The organism is Vreelandella neptunia, assembly GCF_022489065.1.
GTDB classification, from domain to species: domain Bacteria; phylum Pseudomonadota; class Gammaproteobacteria; order Pseudomonadales; family Halomonadaceae; genus Vreelandella; species Vreelandella neptunia_A.
This window is the reverse complement of the sequence record NZ_JAKVTW010000012.1, coordinates 105,005-119,955: the sequence shown is the minus strand read 5'-3', so window position 1 is coordinate 119,955 and position 14,951 is coordinate 105,005. Positions and strand designations below refer to the sequence as shown.

14 protein-coding genes are annotated in these 14,951 nt (G+C 56.1%); 2 read left to right on the top strand and 12 right to left on the bottom strand.

Annotated features, from left to right (window positions below; genetic code table 11):
- Positions 1 to 137: 137 nt before the first annotated feature.
- Positions 138 to 899, top strand: a complete 762-nt coding sequence (locus MLE19_RS15420) for an SDR family NAD(P)-dependent oxidoreductase (RefSeq protein WP_240719020.1) — start codon at positions 138 to 140, stop codon at positions 897 to 899.
- On the opposite strand, the gene MLE19_RS15415 is transcribed toward MLE19_RS15420, so the two are convergent.
- From MLE19_RS15415 to ltnD, 11 genes are all read right to left on the bottom strand, one after another.
- The gene (locus MLE19_RS15415) at positions 896 to 1,834 is read right to left on the bottom strand and encodes a GGDEF domain-containing protein (protein WP_240719019.1); all 939 of its coding nucleotides are present in this window, start codon (positions 1,832 to 1,834) and stop codon (positions 896 to 898) included. The two genes, MLE19_RS15420 and MLE19_RS15415, sit on opposite strands and share 4 nt — an antisense overlap.
- A gap of 264 nt (positions 1,835 to 2,098) precedes the next feature.
- A complete protein-coding gene (locus MLE19_RS15410; RefSeq protein ID WP_240719018.1) occupies positions 2,099 to 2,977 on the bottom strand; it encodes an NAD(P)-dependent oxidoreductase in 879 nt (292 codons plus the stop codon).
- Positions 2,978 to 3,005: 28 nt separating this feature from the next.
- Complete coding sequence (locus MLE19_RS15405) at positions 3,006 to 4,463, bottom strand: aldehyde dehydrogenase family protein (protein ID WP_240719017.1); 1,458 nt, start codon at positions 4,461 to 4,463, stop codon at positions 3,006 to 3,008.
- A 50-nt stretch (positions 4,464 to 4,513) separates the two neighbouring features.
- On the bottom strand, positions 4,514 to 5,791 hold the full coding sequence (locus tag MLE19_RS15400) for a TRAP transporter large permease (RefSeq protein WP_240719016.1): 1,278 nt from the start codon (positions 5,789 to 5,791) through the stop codon (positions 4,514 to 4,516).
- Positions 5,788 to 6,342 (bottom strand): TRAP transporter small permease, encoded by a 555-nt coding sequence (locus MLE19_RS15395; protein ID WP_240719015.1) that lies wholly within the window; start codon positions 6,340 to 6,342, stop codon positions 5,788 to 5,790. Before MLE19_RS15395 ends, MLE19_RS15400 begins: the two co-directional genes overlap by 4 nt.
- 60 nt (positions 6,343 to 6,402) lie before the next feature.
- Positions 6,403 to 7,416 (bottom strand): TRAP transporter substrate-binding protein, encoded by a 1,014-nt coding sequence (locus MLE19_RS15390; protein ID WP_240719014.1) that lies wholly within the window; start codon positions 7,414 to 7,416, stop codon positions 6,403 to 6,405.
- Positions 7,417 to 7,517: 101 nt separating this feature from the next.
- The gene (gene denD / locus MLE19_RS15385) at positions 7,518 to 8,480 is read right to left on the bottom strand and encodes a D-erythronate dehydrogenase (protein ID WP_240719013.1); all 963 of its coding nucleotides are present in this window, start codon (positions 8,478 to 8,480) and stop codon (positions 7,518 to 7,520) included.
- Between the two features lie 66 nt (positions 8,481 to 8,546).
- Complete coding sequence (otnI, locus tag MLE19_RS15380) at positions 8,547 to 9,344, bottom strand: 2-oxo-tetronate isomerase (protein WP_240719012.1); 798 nt, start codon at positions 9,342 to 9,344, stop codon at positions 8,547 to 8,549.
- A gap of 39 nt (positions 9,345 to 9,383) precedes the next feature.
- Positions 9,384 to 10,043 carry a 3-oxo-tetronate 4-phosphate decarboxylase gene (otnC, locus tag MLE19_RS15375; RefSeq protein ID WP_240719011.1) on the bottom strand — a complete coding sequence of 220 codons (660 nt, stop codon included), beginning with the start codon at positions 10,041 to 10,043 and terminating at the stop codon, positions 9,384 to 9,386.
- The gene (gene otnK, locus MLE19_RS15370; protein ID WP_240719010.1) at positions 10,040 to 11,338 is read right to left on the bottom strand and encodes a 3-oxo-tetronate kinase; all 1,299 of its coding nucleotides are present in this window, start codon (positions 11,336 to 11,338) and stop codon (positions 10,040 to 10,042) included. Before otnK ends, otnC begins: the two co-directional genes overlap by 4 nt.
- A gap of 5 nt (positions 11,339 to 11,343) precedes the next feature.
- Complete coding sequence (gene ltnD / locus MLE19_RS15365; protein WP_340163108.1) at positions 11,344 to 12,276, bottom strand: L-threonate dehydrogenase; 933 nt, start codon at positions 12,274 to 12,276, stop codon at positions 11,344 to 11,346.
- A 179-nt stretch (positions 12,277 to 12,455) separates the two neighbouring features.
- Between ltnD and MLE19_RS15360 the strand changes: the two genes are divergently transcribed.
- Positions 12,456 to 13,535: a LacI family DNA-binding transcriptional regulator gene (locus MLE19_RS15360; protein ID WP_240719009.1), complete on the top strand. Its 1,080-nt coding sequence runs from the start codon at positions 12,456 to 12,458 to the stop codon at positions 13,533 to 13,535.
- 13 nt (positions 13,536 to 13,548) lie between these two features.
- Here MLE19_RS15360 and MLE19_RS15355 read toward each other — a convergent pair whose 3' ends face one another.
- The gene (locus MLE19_RS15355) at positions 13,549 to 14,949 is read right to left on the bottom strand and encodes an amidase (protein WP_240719008.1); all 1,401 of its coding nucleotides are present in this window, start codon (positions 14,947 to 14,949) and stop codon (positions 13,549 to 13,551) included.
- Positions 14,950 to 14,951 lie beyond the last annotated feature (2 nt).

The following is a 14,951-nucleotide window of genomic DNA, read 5'->3' as shown; positions in this document are numbered from 1 at the left end:
CGAGTGCTAACTGGCTCTAACCGTTTGTTTCCTGCACTGCTTAGAGTAACGGAATGCACTGTCTATCATCGAAGATAGCTTAATAACTAAAAACGAATATTTATCTACACATTGTTAACTATAAAGGAGATACCCCTATGCCTAGCGTACTTATCACGGGAGCCACGTCAGGATTTGGTAAAGCCGCAGCGCAACGCTTTGCCAAGGCGGGTTGGTCATTAATTTTAACCGGCCGTCGCGAAGAACGCTTGGAGGCGCTGAAGGATGAGCTTTCAGAGCAAGTAGACGTGCTAACGCTAGCCTTGGATGTTCGCGACAGTGAAGCGGTGACTCAGGCCATCAGCAACCTGCCGGAAAAATTTCTACCGCTGACCTGCTTGATTAACAATGCGGGCTTGGCGCTAGCGCCAGAACCGGCGCAAAAAGTGGCGCTGCAGGATTGGCACACGATGATCGATACCAACATTACCGGATTGGTCAACGTGACCCACGCTGCTATGCCTTTACTGCTTAAAACCGGAGAAGGGGCGAGCATTCTTAACCTTGGCTCAGTTGCCGGGCAGTGGCCGTATCCAGGCGGCCACGTGTACGGGGCATCAAAAGCCTTTGTTCAGCAGTTTAGCTATAACCTGCGTTGCGACCTGCTTGGCACGGGTATCCGTGTGACTGATCTGGCCCCTGGCATGGCGGAAACGGAGTTCACCCTGGTCAGAACCAAAGGCAACCAAGAGGCTTCGGACGCGCTTTACAGGGGAACGTCGCCTCTTCAAGCGGAAGATATTGCCGAGCAGCTTTTCTACTTGGCGACACTGCCCGCACATATCAATATTAATCGATTGGAAATCATGCCAGTGCGTCAAGCGTGGTCGGCGTTTGCCATTGACCGCGACCCTACCTAAGCCTGCTTCGCTGAGCTAAATAAACCGCCCGTTGAGACTTGGTCACGCCCTTTATCTTTCGCGAGATAAAGGGCGTCATCCGCGCGCTTCATGGCACTTTTGATTGATTCTTGGGGATGAACCTCTACAACACCGAAGCTTGCTGTGACGCTACCTTGAATGGGGAAGGCGGTATGTTTGATCGCACCGCGAATTTTGTCAGCGAGCCTAACCGCCTGTTCAAGTGAGGTTTCAGGGGCTAAAAGCATGAATTCTTCTCCGCCCCAACGAGCGCAGCAGTCTGCTTTGCGCAAGTTCCGCTTAAGCAGATTGGCAAGCTCTATCAACACTTCGTCACCCACATCGTGCCCGTAGTTATCATTGATATCTTTAAAGTAATCAAGATCAAGCATGATTAACGACAGCGGTCGCGAGTAGCGGTGTTGACGATTGAATTCGCTTTTCAGCACTGCATCGAAGTGCGCTCGGTTAACCAGTCCGGTTAACATATCGGTTGTCGCTAACCGCTCAAGCTGCGCCTCTTTTTCCATCTGCTCGGTAACATCGCGCTGGGTTAGCACTAGCGTAATGGCGTCATTGTGACGAACGCCCATCGCCGTAATTCGCCATTCAACGTATCGACGCGACCCATCGAATCGGCGGTTTACTTCCAGGCCACCAATGCCTTCAAAGAAACTTCCCGCATCATTGATCAAAGGGTTCAGCGCATCGTGCAGCTGGGCAAAAATTTGCCGGTTGACTGCCTCTTGCTGAACGATAATAGGCTCACTACCAAGCCAATCTTCTCGACTGCCTCCCCATAGCCGTTGATAGTCAGTATTAACGTCAACGATATGAACCCCAGGCGAGCTTCCTTGAACGCTGAGAATAGCCACTGCGTGGCCTGGAAGTTCGCAATCGACTTCCGGCCCTGGTCGCGCATAATGCTGATACATTCTATTTACTCATCCCTGTAAAATAGTAGTGCAGTCATGTGGCTAGATATCAGCACTGTCAGCTTCTCTTAGCTGGTCACCACATTTTCTACCCCGCGATGTTACTTCACAACCCTCCCCAAGGTTACTAAAACAACCACATTATTTACGATTTAATTACATAAAGTAGGCTATACCCTACCAAAAAACAAATTATCGATATTATCAGCGGTTTTGGAACGCCTTTATCTGCATTAGTTGCATCTTGGCAAATTAAACGCTTATTCACCGTTTTCGTCTTTCCAATACGCCAATCACTTCTGGCACCGCCAGCGCAGTATCATCAATAGAGGCGTAAAGGGCATGCACCGCCCCCGCTACGCCCCGCTCTACTCCCAGTTCATTGGTCATGGTGTGATAGTAACCAAGGTCTTTACTGGCATTGGCAACGCTAAACTTAAAGCCCGACGGGTCATTGTCAGCGATATAAGGGCGCAGCCGCTCAAGCACAACGCCACCCCCACCGCCAGCGCCAAGCACTTCTAACAACGCCGTATCGCTGATGCCTGCTTTGCGAGAGGCCGCCGTGGCTTCGGCCAATACTGCCGAAAAACCTAAAGAGACGAAGTTATGCAGCAACTTAAGGGTATGCCCAGCCCCTACATCGCCCGCATGGGCAATATTTTCAGCAAAGCCCTGTAGTAGTGGCAGCGTTTCATCAAACAGCTCTTTTGGCGCGCCAACAATCAAGTTGAGCCGCCCTTCCGCCGCTTCTTTGGGCGTGCGCGTCATCGCTGCATCCATAAAGCGTCCGCCAGCGTCAGTCACTTTGGCCGAGACTTTCTCTGTTGAACTAGGCAAAGCGGTGGAGCAATCCACCACAACACAACCGGGCTTTAATCCTTCCAGCACACCGTTGGGCTCAAACAGCACCGCTTCTACCTGAGGCGAGCCAGTGACGCATAGAATCACCACTTCATTCTTCTGCGCCACTTCCCGGCCTGAACTCAGCGCGGTGGCGCCAGCGGCCAACAGGTCTGCCACTGGCTGATTACCCGGGTGCTCAAGAAAACTGACCTGATGGCCAGCGCGCAACAAGCTGCTGGCAATCCCATGGCCCATCAAACCGACACCGACGATGCCTACTTGCCGTACTGTTGTCATTGTTATCTCCGTAAAGGTGAAGCGTCCGTTAATGTTTAATAGCGACTGTTTTAATCCGTGTGTAGCTACGTAGGCCTTCAAAGCCCTTCTCTCGGCCATGACCAGAGCGACCAACGCCTCCAAAAGGTAGCTCAACACCACCGGCGGCGCCGTAGTTGTTGATAAAGACCTGGCCACTGCGAATGCCTTTGGCTAGGCGTAGTTGTCGCCCCCCGTCCCGCGTCCAGATGCCTGCGCACAGGCCAAAATCTGTCGCATTGGCGAGTGCCAGCGCTTCGGTTTCATCCTCAAACACCTGCACCACCAGTACCGGCCCAAACAGCTCTTCGCGCAGTACTTCATGCCCGTCCGGAATATCGGTCAGCAGTTGAGGCAGGACAAAGTGACCACCAGCCGGTGCGCTCGACGCTAGCTCTCCTATGGCCGCAACGCGAATACCATCGGCTTTGGCCGCCAACAAACGTTCTTCCAGTTTGGTTTTTTGGCGCGCATTGATCAGCGGGCCACAGTCAGCGTCGGCTTCACCTGCATCACAACGCAAAGCAGCAAAGCGCTCACAAAGATTCGCCACCACACTATCAGCGATTTCACGCTGCACCAGCAGGCGACTGCCTGCCGAACAGGTCTGCCCGGCGTTCTGAATAATGCCGCGCACTACGGCTGGAAGCGCCGCATCAAGATCCGCATCGGCAAACACGAGCTGCGGCGATTTACCGCCTAACTCCAAGGTGACGGGCACATGGTGCTGTGCCGCCGCTTGGGCAACCTGGGTACCGGTCTCCGGCGAACCAGTAAACGAGAGATGATCAATCTGGGGATGGCCAGCGAGGGCCGCACCCGCCTCATAACCCAGCCCTGGCACAACGTTGAGTGCGCCAGCAGGCAAGCCGTGTTTTACCGCCAACGCCGCCAAGCGCAGCACGCTCAAACAGGCATCTTCGGCGGGCTTGAGCACAATGGTATTGCCTGCGGCTAATGCCGCCGCCACACAGCGCCCAAATATCTGCGATGGATAGTTCCAGGGAATAATTTGCGCACACACCCCGTAAGGTTCGCGCAGCGTCATTACGGCAAAATCATTTTCAAAGGGAATCGTTTCACCGTGCAGCTTGTCCGCCGCACCACCGTAAAAGCGGAAGTAGCGGGCACAGGCAGCAATATCGCCTTTGGCTTGGGTCATCGGCTTACCGGTATCGGCACACTCGAGCTGTGCTAGCTGTTCGTGATGCGCCTCGATCACATCGGCAAAGCGCAGAAGCCATTCGCTGCGCTGCCGGGCAGACCAGCGGGCCCACTCACCTAACTGACCGGCAAATGCTTGCCGTGCTGCCTGTACCGCTGCATCGACGTCTTCCGCTTGGCTGCGCGCAATCCGCGCCAGGGGCTCGCCGGTAGCAGGGGCCTCTACTGGTAGCGTAGCAACAGTATCTACCCACTCTCCAGCAATCAGCGCCTGCTGTGGGGGCAACATTAACGGGTGAGACATACAGCACTCCTTTTATTGTTGATGTTTTTGTAACTTAAAACGCTATTAGCTTAACCGTAGAAGATGTTGACCAGCCCCATCGAGATCCACGGCATATAGGTAATCGCCATCAGGCAAGCCAATACCACCAGCACAAAGCGCACTAGCCATGGCAGCATTTGATCAATCGAGATTTTGGCGACCGCACAGGCAGCAAACAGGTTCACGCCCAGCGGTGGCGTGATCATGCCAAGGGCCAGGTTTACGACCATAACCAGGCCAAAATGAACCGGATGAATGCCAAACTGAATAGCGATCGGCGTCAAGATCGGCGCCAGTACCAAAATAGCGGCGGAAGTTTCAATAAACATGCCGACGACTAACAGCAACGCATTGACCACCAGCAGAAACATCAGCGGGTCATTGATGGTGTTGGTCACCAGGGTAGCAATTTGCGCAGGCAGTCCCGTTCGGCTAAGCAGAAAACTGAATAGCGAGGCGGCGGCGATGATCAGCATGACCGCAGCGGTGGAAATGACACTTTGACGAAGAATCGGCCACATATCGTCCATTTTCAGCTCGCGGTAGTAGAAGCCACCCACGATTAAGGCAAAAAACACCGCCACGGCGGATGCTTCGGTAGGGGTAAAAACACCGCCATAAATACCGCCAATCACCACCACCGGCATCAGCATCGCGACCCAGGCGCGCTTCATCGAGATCATAAAGCCGGTGCTGTCTTTATAGTCATCCTTACCGTAGCCACGAATCTTGCAGAATAGGTAGAGAAAGATGATCAGCGCACAGCCAATCAATATGCCGGGGCCAATGCCCGCCAGAAACAGTTGCCCGATGGAAGTATCGGTACTCACGCCGTACAGGATCAAAGGAATTGAGGGCGGAATCAGCACGCCAAGCTCAGCGGATGATGCCTGAATGGAAGCCGCCAACGGCTTGGGGTAGCCATGCTTTACCATGGCGGGGATCAAAATAGCGCCGATAGCAAAGGTGGTCGCCACACTGGAACCGGAAACCGCGGCAAACATCATGCAGGTGAGTACACAGGACATCGCCAAGCCGCCCTGCACCCGGCCAACGATGGATTTGGCCAAATCCACCAACCGTTGAGATATTCCCCCTGCCGCCATCAGGTTACCGGCAAGAATAAAAAATGGGATCGCCATTAGCGGGAATTTATCGATGCCGATAAACATCTGCTGCGGCACCAGCAGCAGTGGCAGGCGCGTGAAGAATTCAATGCCGATAATCGATGCCAGGATAATAGAAATGGCAATCGGCACACCGAAGGTAAACAGAATAATCAGCGACAGGCCAATCACCATGTTCATGGCTGTGACCCCTCATTAGGTAGCTGCCCGTCCTGGGCTTCAGGCGCTATTTCGCTATTCTCCGGCCCTACTTTCTCGCGGCCACTCAGTTGCGCCAGTAAGCGCGCGATCACTGCGACAATGGCAAAAAAGGATCCCGTAGGGATTGCTGCGTACGCCCATGCCATCGAAATATTCATCCCGGACATGGTTTGATTACTTACCCGCATGGTCATTTGAATGCCGTAATGGATAAGCACGCCAAGAACCAGCAGGCAGCACACCACAATGGCGACCTCTAATAGCGTTATAAAACGCGCAGGCACCACTTTATAAACCACCTCCACCGCCATCATATAACCGCCCCGAAAGGTGGCCGCGGCGGCCATAAATACGCACCAGATCATCGCCGCGCGGGAGGCGACTTCTGTCCATGTGGAGGGGGCGTTAAACACAAAACGGGTGAGCACCTGATAAAAACTGAGCGTGACCGAGATCGCCAGCATCGACACCGCCAGCAGCATCGCGAAGCGGGTTAACTGGTGCTCAAAACGAAGAAAGACCGCTAGCATAAGAATTCACCATGCCAAGGCGACCCCCGGCAATGCCGGAGGCCGAGGTGGGAAAAACACTTAACAACCGCTGGCGGTTTCCTGAACGCGCTCAAGCATTTCGGTGCCGTATTCAGAGGTAAATATCTCGTAGGCGGGCTGTACTGCTTCCTGGAAGGGGCCGATATCGATATCGGTTTTCACCGTCATGCCATTTTCTTCCAGCAGCGCTACCCCTTCACGCTCTAGGCGCGAAACTTCTTCCCGGGTTGCCTGTGCAGAGGCTGCAGCTGCCTCTATAAACCAACCACGCTCCTCATCGCTCAGACCGTCTAGCAGAATGGGTGACCCCAGCACGATGGCCGGTGAGTAGACATGCCCGGTGAGCGAGAGGTAGTCCTGCACTTCCCAGAAGTTGGTGGCGACGATGACGGTAATCGGATTTTCCTGACCATCGACAGTGCCCTGCTGAAGCGCGGTGAACAGCTCAGGGAACGCCATCGGTGTTGGGCGGGCGCCCATCTGACGGAACGCTTCCTGGTGTACCGCGTTCTCCATGGTGCGTACGCGCAGCCCCTCGGCATCTGCGGGCGTGGCGATCTCGCGTTGGCTATTGGTTAGGTGGCGAAAACCATTTTCAGACCACGCCAAGCCCACCAAGTCGTGCTCGCCCATTTTTTCCAACAGCTCATCGCCCAGTTCACTATCCAACACGCAGCGAGCCTGATCGTAGTTCTCAAACAGGAATGGCAGGTCGAGCACATAGCTTTCTGGTACGAAGTTACCCAGCGGGCCTGTGGAAGTAATGACCACATCGACCGTACCGATCTGCAGGCCTTCGATCATCTCCCGCTCGCCGCCCAGCGACCCAGAGGTGTGCTCGGTGACCGTGAACTCGCCGTCAGACAGTCGCTCCAGAGCCTCTTTGAAGGCATCTGCGCCAACCGAGTAGTGCGATGTGGAGGATAACGTGTGCCCCAGGTTCACTTCCGTTGCGGCGTGAGCCTGAAGTGCCATACCAGCAGTGGCGACACCGCTAATTGCTGCGACCAGCACATGGCGCTTGAGTGTTGTTGTCACGTATTGCTTAGTCATTGTAGTGCCCTCTTTATATTGTTGTGAGGGTGGTCATTGGGGCAACTTATCCACGTGGGGTCGCCCAGGCAGTTTCCTACCCTTACGGGTAGGAGAGGAAGTCAGGACTGTTCAGAAACGAACGCATCAATGATCTGCTTGAAGTTGTCATCGCCTACAAAGCCAAGCTGCTTGGCCTTTGCTGTCTCAAAGCGCGCAGGCCAACTGGCAACAATGGCTTCGATGCGTGGGTCGGGCTCATGGTGTACCAGTGAAAGCGCCTTCTCACCCGCAGCTTCACGCAGCGCTTCCAGCATTTCTGCCACTGTGACGGTGATCCCTGGCAGCATAAAAGCTCGAAAAGGCGCCAGTGCCTCGCTCGGCACCTCAGCGCCATGAATCAGCGCATCCACCACTTTGCCCGGCGACATCACAAACATCGGCAGCTCAACAGGTACGGGGCAAATCGCTTCTTCGCCATTCAGCGGTTCACGTAAAATACTGGAGGCAAAGCTGGAGGCGGCGGCGTTCGGTCGGCCAGGACGAATCACAATGGTGGGCAGGCGCAGCACTAGGCCATCGATAAGCCCACGGCGGCTGTAATCGTTGATGAGCAGCTCACACATGGCTTTTTGGGTGCCGTAGGAGTTTTGCGGATGGAGTGCTGTCATATCATCCAACACTTCCGGCAGCTCACCGCCGTATGCCGCCACGGAGCTGGCCATAATCAAGCGAGTATCGGTCAGTGACTGCTTCCGGCAGCCTTCCAACAGCGCCCGCGTGGCATCGAAATTAACCCGCATGCCGAGTTCCAAATCGGCTTCTGCCGCAGAGCTCACGACCGCCGCCAGGTGATAAATAACATCAGGGCGTTGCGCCAGCACGCTATCCAGTGCGCCGGACTCGGTAATATCCAGCGCCCTTGATGTCACGGCGACGTTTCCCGATTCAGGCAAAGGTGCTTCTATCTGATCAATCAGTGTTAGCCGAGTAATGGGCTGCTGGCGAAGCTCACCTCTAGTCAGCAGCTGTTGCACTAACCGCTGACCTAGAAAGCCTGCTGCACCGGTAATGGCTATATGCATCGTTTTGCTCCTATGCACTGTTGTTATTGTTTGCGTTTTTCTCGTTTTTATTTGAACTGACGGATATCAGTGAGTGGTTAGCCCCCAAGCTTCGCCCCATCCTAGCCCCGCTCGGGTTTCTTCCTTGGGCCGATACTCACAGCCGATCCAACCGGTGTAGCCCAGCGCACTTAATCGCTCAAAAATGGCGGGGTAGTGCACTTCTCCAACATTCGGCTCGTGGCGCTCTGGGACCCCTGCAACTTGGATATGGCCGATGGCGCTGAACTGGCGTTCAAGGTGGCGAATCAAATCGCCATCCATAATTTGGCAGTGGTAGAGATCAAACTGTAGCTTTAGATTTTCCGCCCCAACCTCTTCCAACACCGCCATGGCTTGCGCTTGGCGTGACAGGAAAAATCCTGGCATATCGCGGGTATTGATCGGTTCAATCAGTATCTCTCGGCCAACCTTGGCCGCTTCACTCGCCGCAAAACGGAGATTCCTGATGTAGGTTGCATGGTGGTCAGCCTGGGTGGTGGCATCGGCGTTCTCAGGCAGCACCCCGGCCATAGCATGCACCCGCGGGCAGTTGAGTGCCTCAGCGTAACGCAGTGCCTCCACCACCGAATCGCGAAATTCGCCCTCTCGGCCTGGCAGGCTTGCCAAGCCTCGCTCACCTGCCTCCCAATCCCCCGGTGGCAAATTAAACAGCACCTGTTCCAATTGCGTTTCCTTCAACGCGCGCTGTAAATCGTCGGCAGCAAAGGCATAGGGAAATAGATACTCAACACCTTTAAAGCCCGCATCCGCGGCGGCGCCAAAGCGATCGATAAAGGCGTGCTCGTTAAACAGCATGCTGAGGTTGGCGGCTAATCGAATCATGGGGTGCTCTTGTTGTTAAGTACGCTATTAAATTTGTAGTTAATCCCGTGGAAAGCGCGCTTCTAACTCGGCTACCTGCTCTTGCGTTAACCCCCGCGGGTTCTCGCCTCGTAGTAGCAGGTAAAGCTTAGCTGTCTCTTCCAGCTCCTCGGTGGCATAAACCGCCGCTTCTAAGTTTTTACCCGCCACCACCGGGCCATGGTTGGCCAGCAGTACCGCGCTGTGTTTACCCGCTAAGCCGCGTACCGCATCGCCCAGTTTGGGGTCGCCGGGAATGTAGTATGGCACCAGCGGTAGTTTGCCCACACGCATCACGTAATAGGCGGTCAGCGGCGGAATGCAGTCGCAGGGGTCGACTTCCGGCAAGCAGGAGACCGCCACCGAGTGAGTGGAGTGCAGATGCACGATGGCGCCGGACTGCGGGCGCTCTTCGTACATCGCCATATGCAGAAACTGCTCTTTGGTGGGCTTATCGCCGCTGATCAGTTGGCCGCTGTTATCCAGATGGGAGAGGCGCGCCGGGTCTAACCTGCCCAAGCAGGCATTGGTCGGCGTCATCAGCCAGCCGCCGTCGTCCAGCCGCACGCTGATATTGCCGCTGGAGCCCATGGTGAGGCCACGATCAAACAGCGATTTGCCCAGGGTGCTGATCTGCTCCCGCAAGCTGTTCTGGGGGTGGCGATGCAAATGGATACTCATGCCAGCACCTCAAATGCCCGGGTAAAGAAATCGACGCCACCGAAGTTGCCGGACTTCAGCGCCAGCGACAGAGGAGCTTCGCGATCTGCGAGCGGGGCTTGAGTCCAGGGCACGCCGGGGTCGATCTGCTCGCCGATGCGCAGGGTGGTAATGCCCAGCGCCGAGACCACCGCACCGGAGGTTTCACCCCCGGCGACCAGCAACAGACCCACGCTTTCGTTAACCAGCGTAACTGCCAGTTGGCTCAATGCTTCTTCCACGAGCTGCCCGGCACGCGCTACCCCTAACGCTTGCTGTGCCGCTGCTACGTTGATTGGATCTGCCGAGGCATAAATCAGTACCGGCGCCTGTTCAGATAACCGCTGCCGAGCAAACGCCAGCGCCTGCGTCTGCTGTTGTTCGTCTTCCGCCAGCGCCAAGGGATTCAGGGCAAAGCCACCGTCAGGGTGCTTGACCAAGAAGTCTGCCACCTGGGCCAGCGTGGCCCGGGAGCAACTGCCGGAGAGCACCAGCGCCCCGCCCGAAGCAGGCGATAAACGCCCCGGCTCCGTGATGGTGTCTAACCAGCCCTGGGCACGGTACTGGGCGGGCAGCGCCTGCCCCAGACCAGAGCCCCCGGTGACTAACGACATCAAGACGGTGGCTTCGGCCAATACATCCAGATCATGCTCATCCAAGGAGTCACAGACCACATGACGCATACCTTGCTCAGCCAGTGCCGACAAATGAGCGCGGGTTGCCTCCGCCCCTTGGGCCAGCACCGCCCGGTTGGCCAAGCCTACCGGGTGTGGCGTTTGGCGGGAGAGCACGCGGACTAAATCCGCGTCTTGCATGGGATTTAGCGGGTGGTGCTGCATGCCGCTGTCGTTAAGCAAGCGATCACCCACAAACAAATGGCCCTGGTAGACCGTGCGGCCATTGATTGGGAAGGCGGGCACCATCACGGTTTGATTTGCTTCAAGAGCCTCTAATAGCGCATCGGCCACCGGGCCGATATTGCCCTGGTCGGTGGAATCAAACGTGGAGCAGTACTTGAAGAACAGCTGGCGGGCACCCTGCTGGCGGAGCCAATTCAGTGCTGCTAAGGAATCCGCCACGGCCTCATCCACTGGGCAGGAGCGGGACTTGAGCGCCACTACTACCGCATCAATCTCTCGCAGTTCAATCTCCTCCGAAGGCACGCCAATCACCTGCAGGCAGCGCATGCCGCCGCGCACCAGGTTATTAGCCAGATCGGTGGCTCCGGTGAAGTCGTCGGCGATGGCGCCTAATACAATGTTCGATCCCATACCCATTTTTATCAGGCTCCTTGGGCATCGTTGGCGGCTTCCGGCAAGGCGATGCCGGAGAGCCGCTGATAAACCTTGATCACCGCTGAATCATCTTCACGGCCAAAGCCTGCACCGCTGGCAGCGGTAAACTGCTGCAGAGCGCTGGACGCCACCGGCGTTGCCAACGCCAGCTCGCGGCCGGTTTGATGCACGATATTGAGATCTTTAATGAAGATATCCACCGCGGAAAGCGGCGTGTAGTCACCACTCAGAATGTGCGGCACGCGGTTCTCGAACATCCAAGAATTGCCCGCCGAGTGGGTGATGACGTCATAAATAACCTCGGGGTCGAGCCCCATACGAATACCCAACGCCATGGCTTCGGCGGCGGTGGCAATATGGACACCCGCTAGCAATTGGTTGACTAACTTCATGCTGGAGCCGACCCCAGGTGCATCGCCCAACTGATAAACTTTAGCGGCCATGGCATCAAGCGCTGGCTGGGCATAGCTGAACGCCTCAGGTGTACCGGAGGCCATGACCGAGAGCTCACCGCTTTTCGCTTTAGCAGCACCGCCGCTAATTGGCGCATCCAGCATCATTAAACCCTGTGCCGACAAGCGCTCACCCAGCTGTTTGGCTTGACTGGGCGCCACTGTGGCGCACTGCATAATCAGACTGCCCGGTGCCAATTGGCTGGCCACGCCTTGCTCTCCAAACAACACCTGATCAACCTGTAAGCCGTTAACGACAACCACCAACACAATATGGCAGTGAGCAAGCTCGGCAGGTGTTGCAACACTGCGGCCCCCTGCCGCCACGAAGGCATCGCGAGCATCTGCAGAAATATCGCAGCCCGTGACGTTAAATCCGTGTTGGAGCAATACGGTAGCAGTGCCCATACCCATGGCACCCAGGCCAATAACGCCTACTTGAAGTGATTGTTGATCGTGTTGACTCACCTGCCGACACCTCGCTTTGTTGAAAGTGTTGTTGTTTTTGTTGCTATCGTCGCGGCGCTGTTCTCCTAATCCTAGCCCGTTGCTAAAAGGCAAATGGTAGCGCTGTCATGATAGCGCTACCATTTGTTTTAGATTATTCTCTGCGTAACGACAAGCTGAACATTAGGGCCCTGCGACCAATGTCTAAAGACTCACCTAACGCTGACTCGCGCGCCAAAAATGTGACAACGCCTGCCCTACCTAACAACGCTAGGCAGCGACGAAGCTCCGACCAAGTCACGCTCAGCCAAGTGGCACAAGCGGCAGGGGTATCGCCGATTACAGCATCGCGGGCACTGAACTATCCCGATAAAGTTAGCGATAGCGCAAGGCGAAGCGTTCTTCAGGCCGTGGAGAACTTGGGGTACGTACCTAACTTGGTCGCAGGCAGCCTGGCGTCTTCCCGATCACGGCTGATTGCCGTGATCGTGCCATCACTGATCAATAGCGTGTTTGTGGAAGTGATCAAAGGCCTGCAGGAAACACTCGAAGCCGAGGGTTATCAGATACTGCTGGGTAACACCGACTACGATCTAGACCGCGAGTATCAGTTAGTGCGCACGTTTTTAGGCTGGTCATGTTCAGCGCTGGTCACGGCCGGGCTACGCCATAACTCGGCGTGCCATACGCTGCTGGCGAACTGGGATCACCCCATTATGGAAGTGATGGAGCTGGGCAAGGGGATGGACCTTAACGTTGGCCTGGATCACGTGGCCGCCGGCCGCTGTATGGCCAGTCATCTGATCGACAAAGGCTACCGCCATATTGTTTATGTAGGCGCACGGCTAGCTCAGGATTACCGCGCCAGTATGCGTTTTGATGGACATAAAGCGGTGCTAAAAGAGAAAGGGTTCGACGCCCCACTACTGGAACTAGACACCCTGGGCAGCCTGCAAGCGGGCGCGGAAGGACTGGCCCAAGTGCTCGCGCAACATCCCCATACCCAGGCCATTCACTTTGCCAACGACGATCTGGCGGCAGGCGCCCTGCTGGCTGCTCAACGTCAAGGGCTAAACGTGCCAGGGGATATCGCCATTGCCGGGTTTAACGGCCTGCCCCTTGGCCAGCAAGTGACGCCTCAGCTCACGACTATTCTCTCACCCAGAGAAGAGATGGGCCGCTTAGCCGCCAAGGAGCTTATCCGGCGACTAGGCGGCAAAAACGTCTATCGCCGCCAGCACGATGTGGGTTTTACACTCCAAATCGGCGGCAGTACTTAGGCCGCCTCAGCATTCACACCGCTGGCGGTTGACCAAGAATCTCCAAGCCTGAGCCCAACTCATTTTCAATCGCCTGACCAATGGCTAAAAGTTTCGCGTCCTGCCACGGCCCGGCGAGCACTTGCAGGCCAACCGGCATGCCCAGCGCGTCTTTCCCCACCGGTAGCGTTAAGGCACACAGACCCAGGAAATTAGCGATCACCGTGTTGCGCAGGGCGTGCATATTGGCTTTAGGGTAGGCGCCTTCTGGCTCGAGACTTTCGATAGTGGGTGGTGTAATTGCCACCGTAGGGGTGAGCACCGCATCGACATCGGCCATACGGGCGGCAGCAGATTGATAGAGCGAATCCAGTATTGTGCGACGACGCACATACTCCCAAGCGGGCATATCATCGGCCGCTTTAACGCGGGCAGCCACATTAGGATCTAGGGATTCAATCATCTCAGGCAGTTCAGTTTTTAAAAACGCGGCCAGCTCTGCCGCAGCCACACCGCCCAGCTTGAACAACTCATACGCTTCATCGATGCCAGGCAGTTCCAGGGTGACTATTCGCGCCCCGGCGGCCTCCAGCTGTTTGATCGCCGCGCGTACCGTTTCCGCGATGCCAGGGCTGCAGTCGTCCCAGAAAAACGTTTCCGGAACACCAAAGGTAAGACCGGCAAGTGTCGGTGTTGCTGGCACTCGATCATCCTGACCGCTAAGACCGCCATCCAACGCATCGAACGCAAAGGCAAGGTCATCTACCCGACGCGCCAGCAACCCTGGGGTATCCAGCGTGCTTGAAAGCGGCACAATCTGCTCGGTCGACCAGCGTCCAGCGGTAGTTTTCAACCCCGCTACGCCGGTCATAGAGGCAGGAATACGCACTGATCCGGCGGTATCGGTCCCCAACGCCAGGCTTGCCGTCCCACTCACTAACGAAACACCTGCCCCAGAGCTGGAACCGCCAGGCGTGCGGTGCTGCTTAGTATCCCAAGGGTTGCGCGGCGCTCCCCAGTGGGCGTTGGTACCCAGCCCGCCAAAGGCAAACTCAACGGAGTGGGTTTTACCCATCACGGAAGGTAATTGCTTTAGCAAAGCGCTCACTACCGGGCCGGGGCGCTCCCAGCACTTGGGCAGGCGTTGGGAAGAACCCGCATAGGTGGGTAGCCCTGGCACGGCGTAGATATCTTTAATCGATACCGCCATGCCCATTAGCCCACCGCTGTCACCACCTTGGAAAAGCACGGCATCCGTGGCTTTAGCCATCGTCAGTGCCTGCTCGCCATTCCAGGTGAGGTAGGCGTGGTCGTGTTTGCCGCGCTGCTGATACGCCGCGATAGAAGCCTCGGCAAGTTCAGTCGCGGTGAGGGTGCCTGCTCGCAGGCGTGCACGTTGCTCACGTAAGGGTAGAAAAATCACTGAATCCTGCATGC

Excerpts from the sequence above, each read along its gene's own strand:
- MLE19_RS15420 (WP_240719020.1), top strand. The coding sequence starts at position 138 with ATGCCTAGCGTACTTATCACGGGAGCCACGTCAGGATTTGGTAAAGCC.
- MLE19_RS15415 (WP_240719019.1), bottom strand. The coding sequence starts at position 1,834 with ATGTATCAGCATTATGCGCGACCAGGGCCGGAAGTCGATTGCGAACTT.
- MLE19_RS15410 (WP_240719018.1), bottom strand. The coding sequence starts at position 2,977 with ATGACAACAGTACGGCAAGTAGGCATCGTCGGTGTCGGTTTGATGGGC.
- MLE19_RS15405 (WP_240719017.1), bottom strand. The coding sequence starts at position 4,463 with ATGTCTCACCCGTTAATGTTGCCCCCACAGCAGGCGCTGATTGCTGGA.
- MLE19_RS15400 (WP_240719016.1), bottom strand. The coding sequence starts at position 5,791 with ATGAACATGGTGATTGGCCTGTCGCTGATTATTCTGTTTACCTTCGGT.
- MLE19_RS15395 (WP_240719015.1), bottom strand. The coding sequence starts at position 6,342 with ATGCTAGCGGTCTTTCTTCGTTTTGAGCACCAGTTAACCCGCTTCGCG.
- MLE19_RS15390 (WP_240719014.1), bottom strand. The coding sequence starts at position 7,416 with ATGACTAAGCAATACGTGACAACAACACTCAAGCGCCATGTGCTGGTC.
- denD (WP_240719013.1), bottom strand. The coding sequence starts at position 8,480 with ATGCATATAGCCATTACCGGTGCAGCAGGCTTTCTAGGTCAGCGGTTA.
- otnI (WP_240719012.1), bottom strand. The coding sequence starts at position 9,344 with ATGATTCGATTAGCCGCCAACCTCAGCATGCTGTTTAACGAGCACGCC.
- otnC (WP_240719011.1), bottom strand. The coding sequence starts at position 10,043 with ATGAGTATCCATTTGCATCGCCACCCCCAGAACAGCTTGCGGGAGCAG.
- otnK (WP_240719010.1), bottom strand. The coding sequence starts at position 11,338 with ATGGGTATGGGATCGAACATTGTATTAGGCGCCATCGCCGACGACTTC.
- MLE19_RS15360 (WP_240719009.1), top strand. The coding sequence starts at position 12,456 with ATGTCTAAAGACTCACCTAACGCTGACTCGCGCGCCAAAAATGTGACA.
- MLE19_RS15355 (WP_240719008.1), bottom strand. The coding sequence starts at position 14,949 with ATGCAGGATTCAGTGATTTTTCTACCCTTACGTGAGCAACGTGCACGC.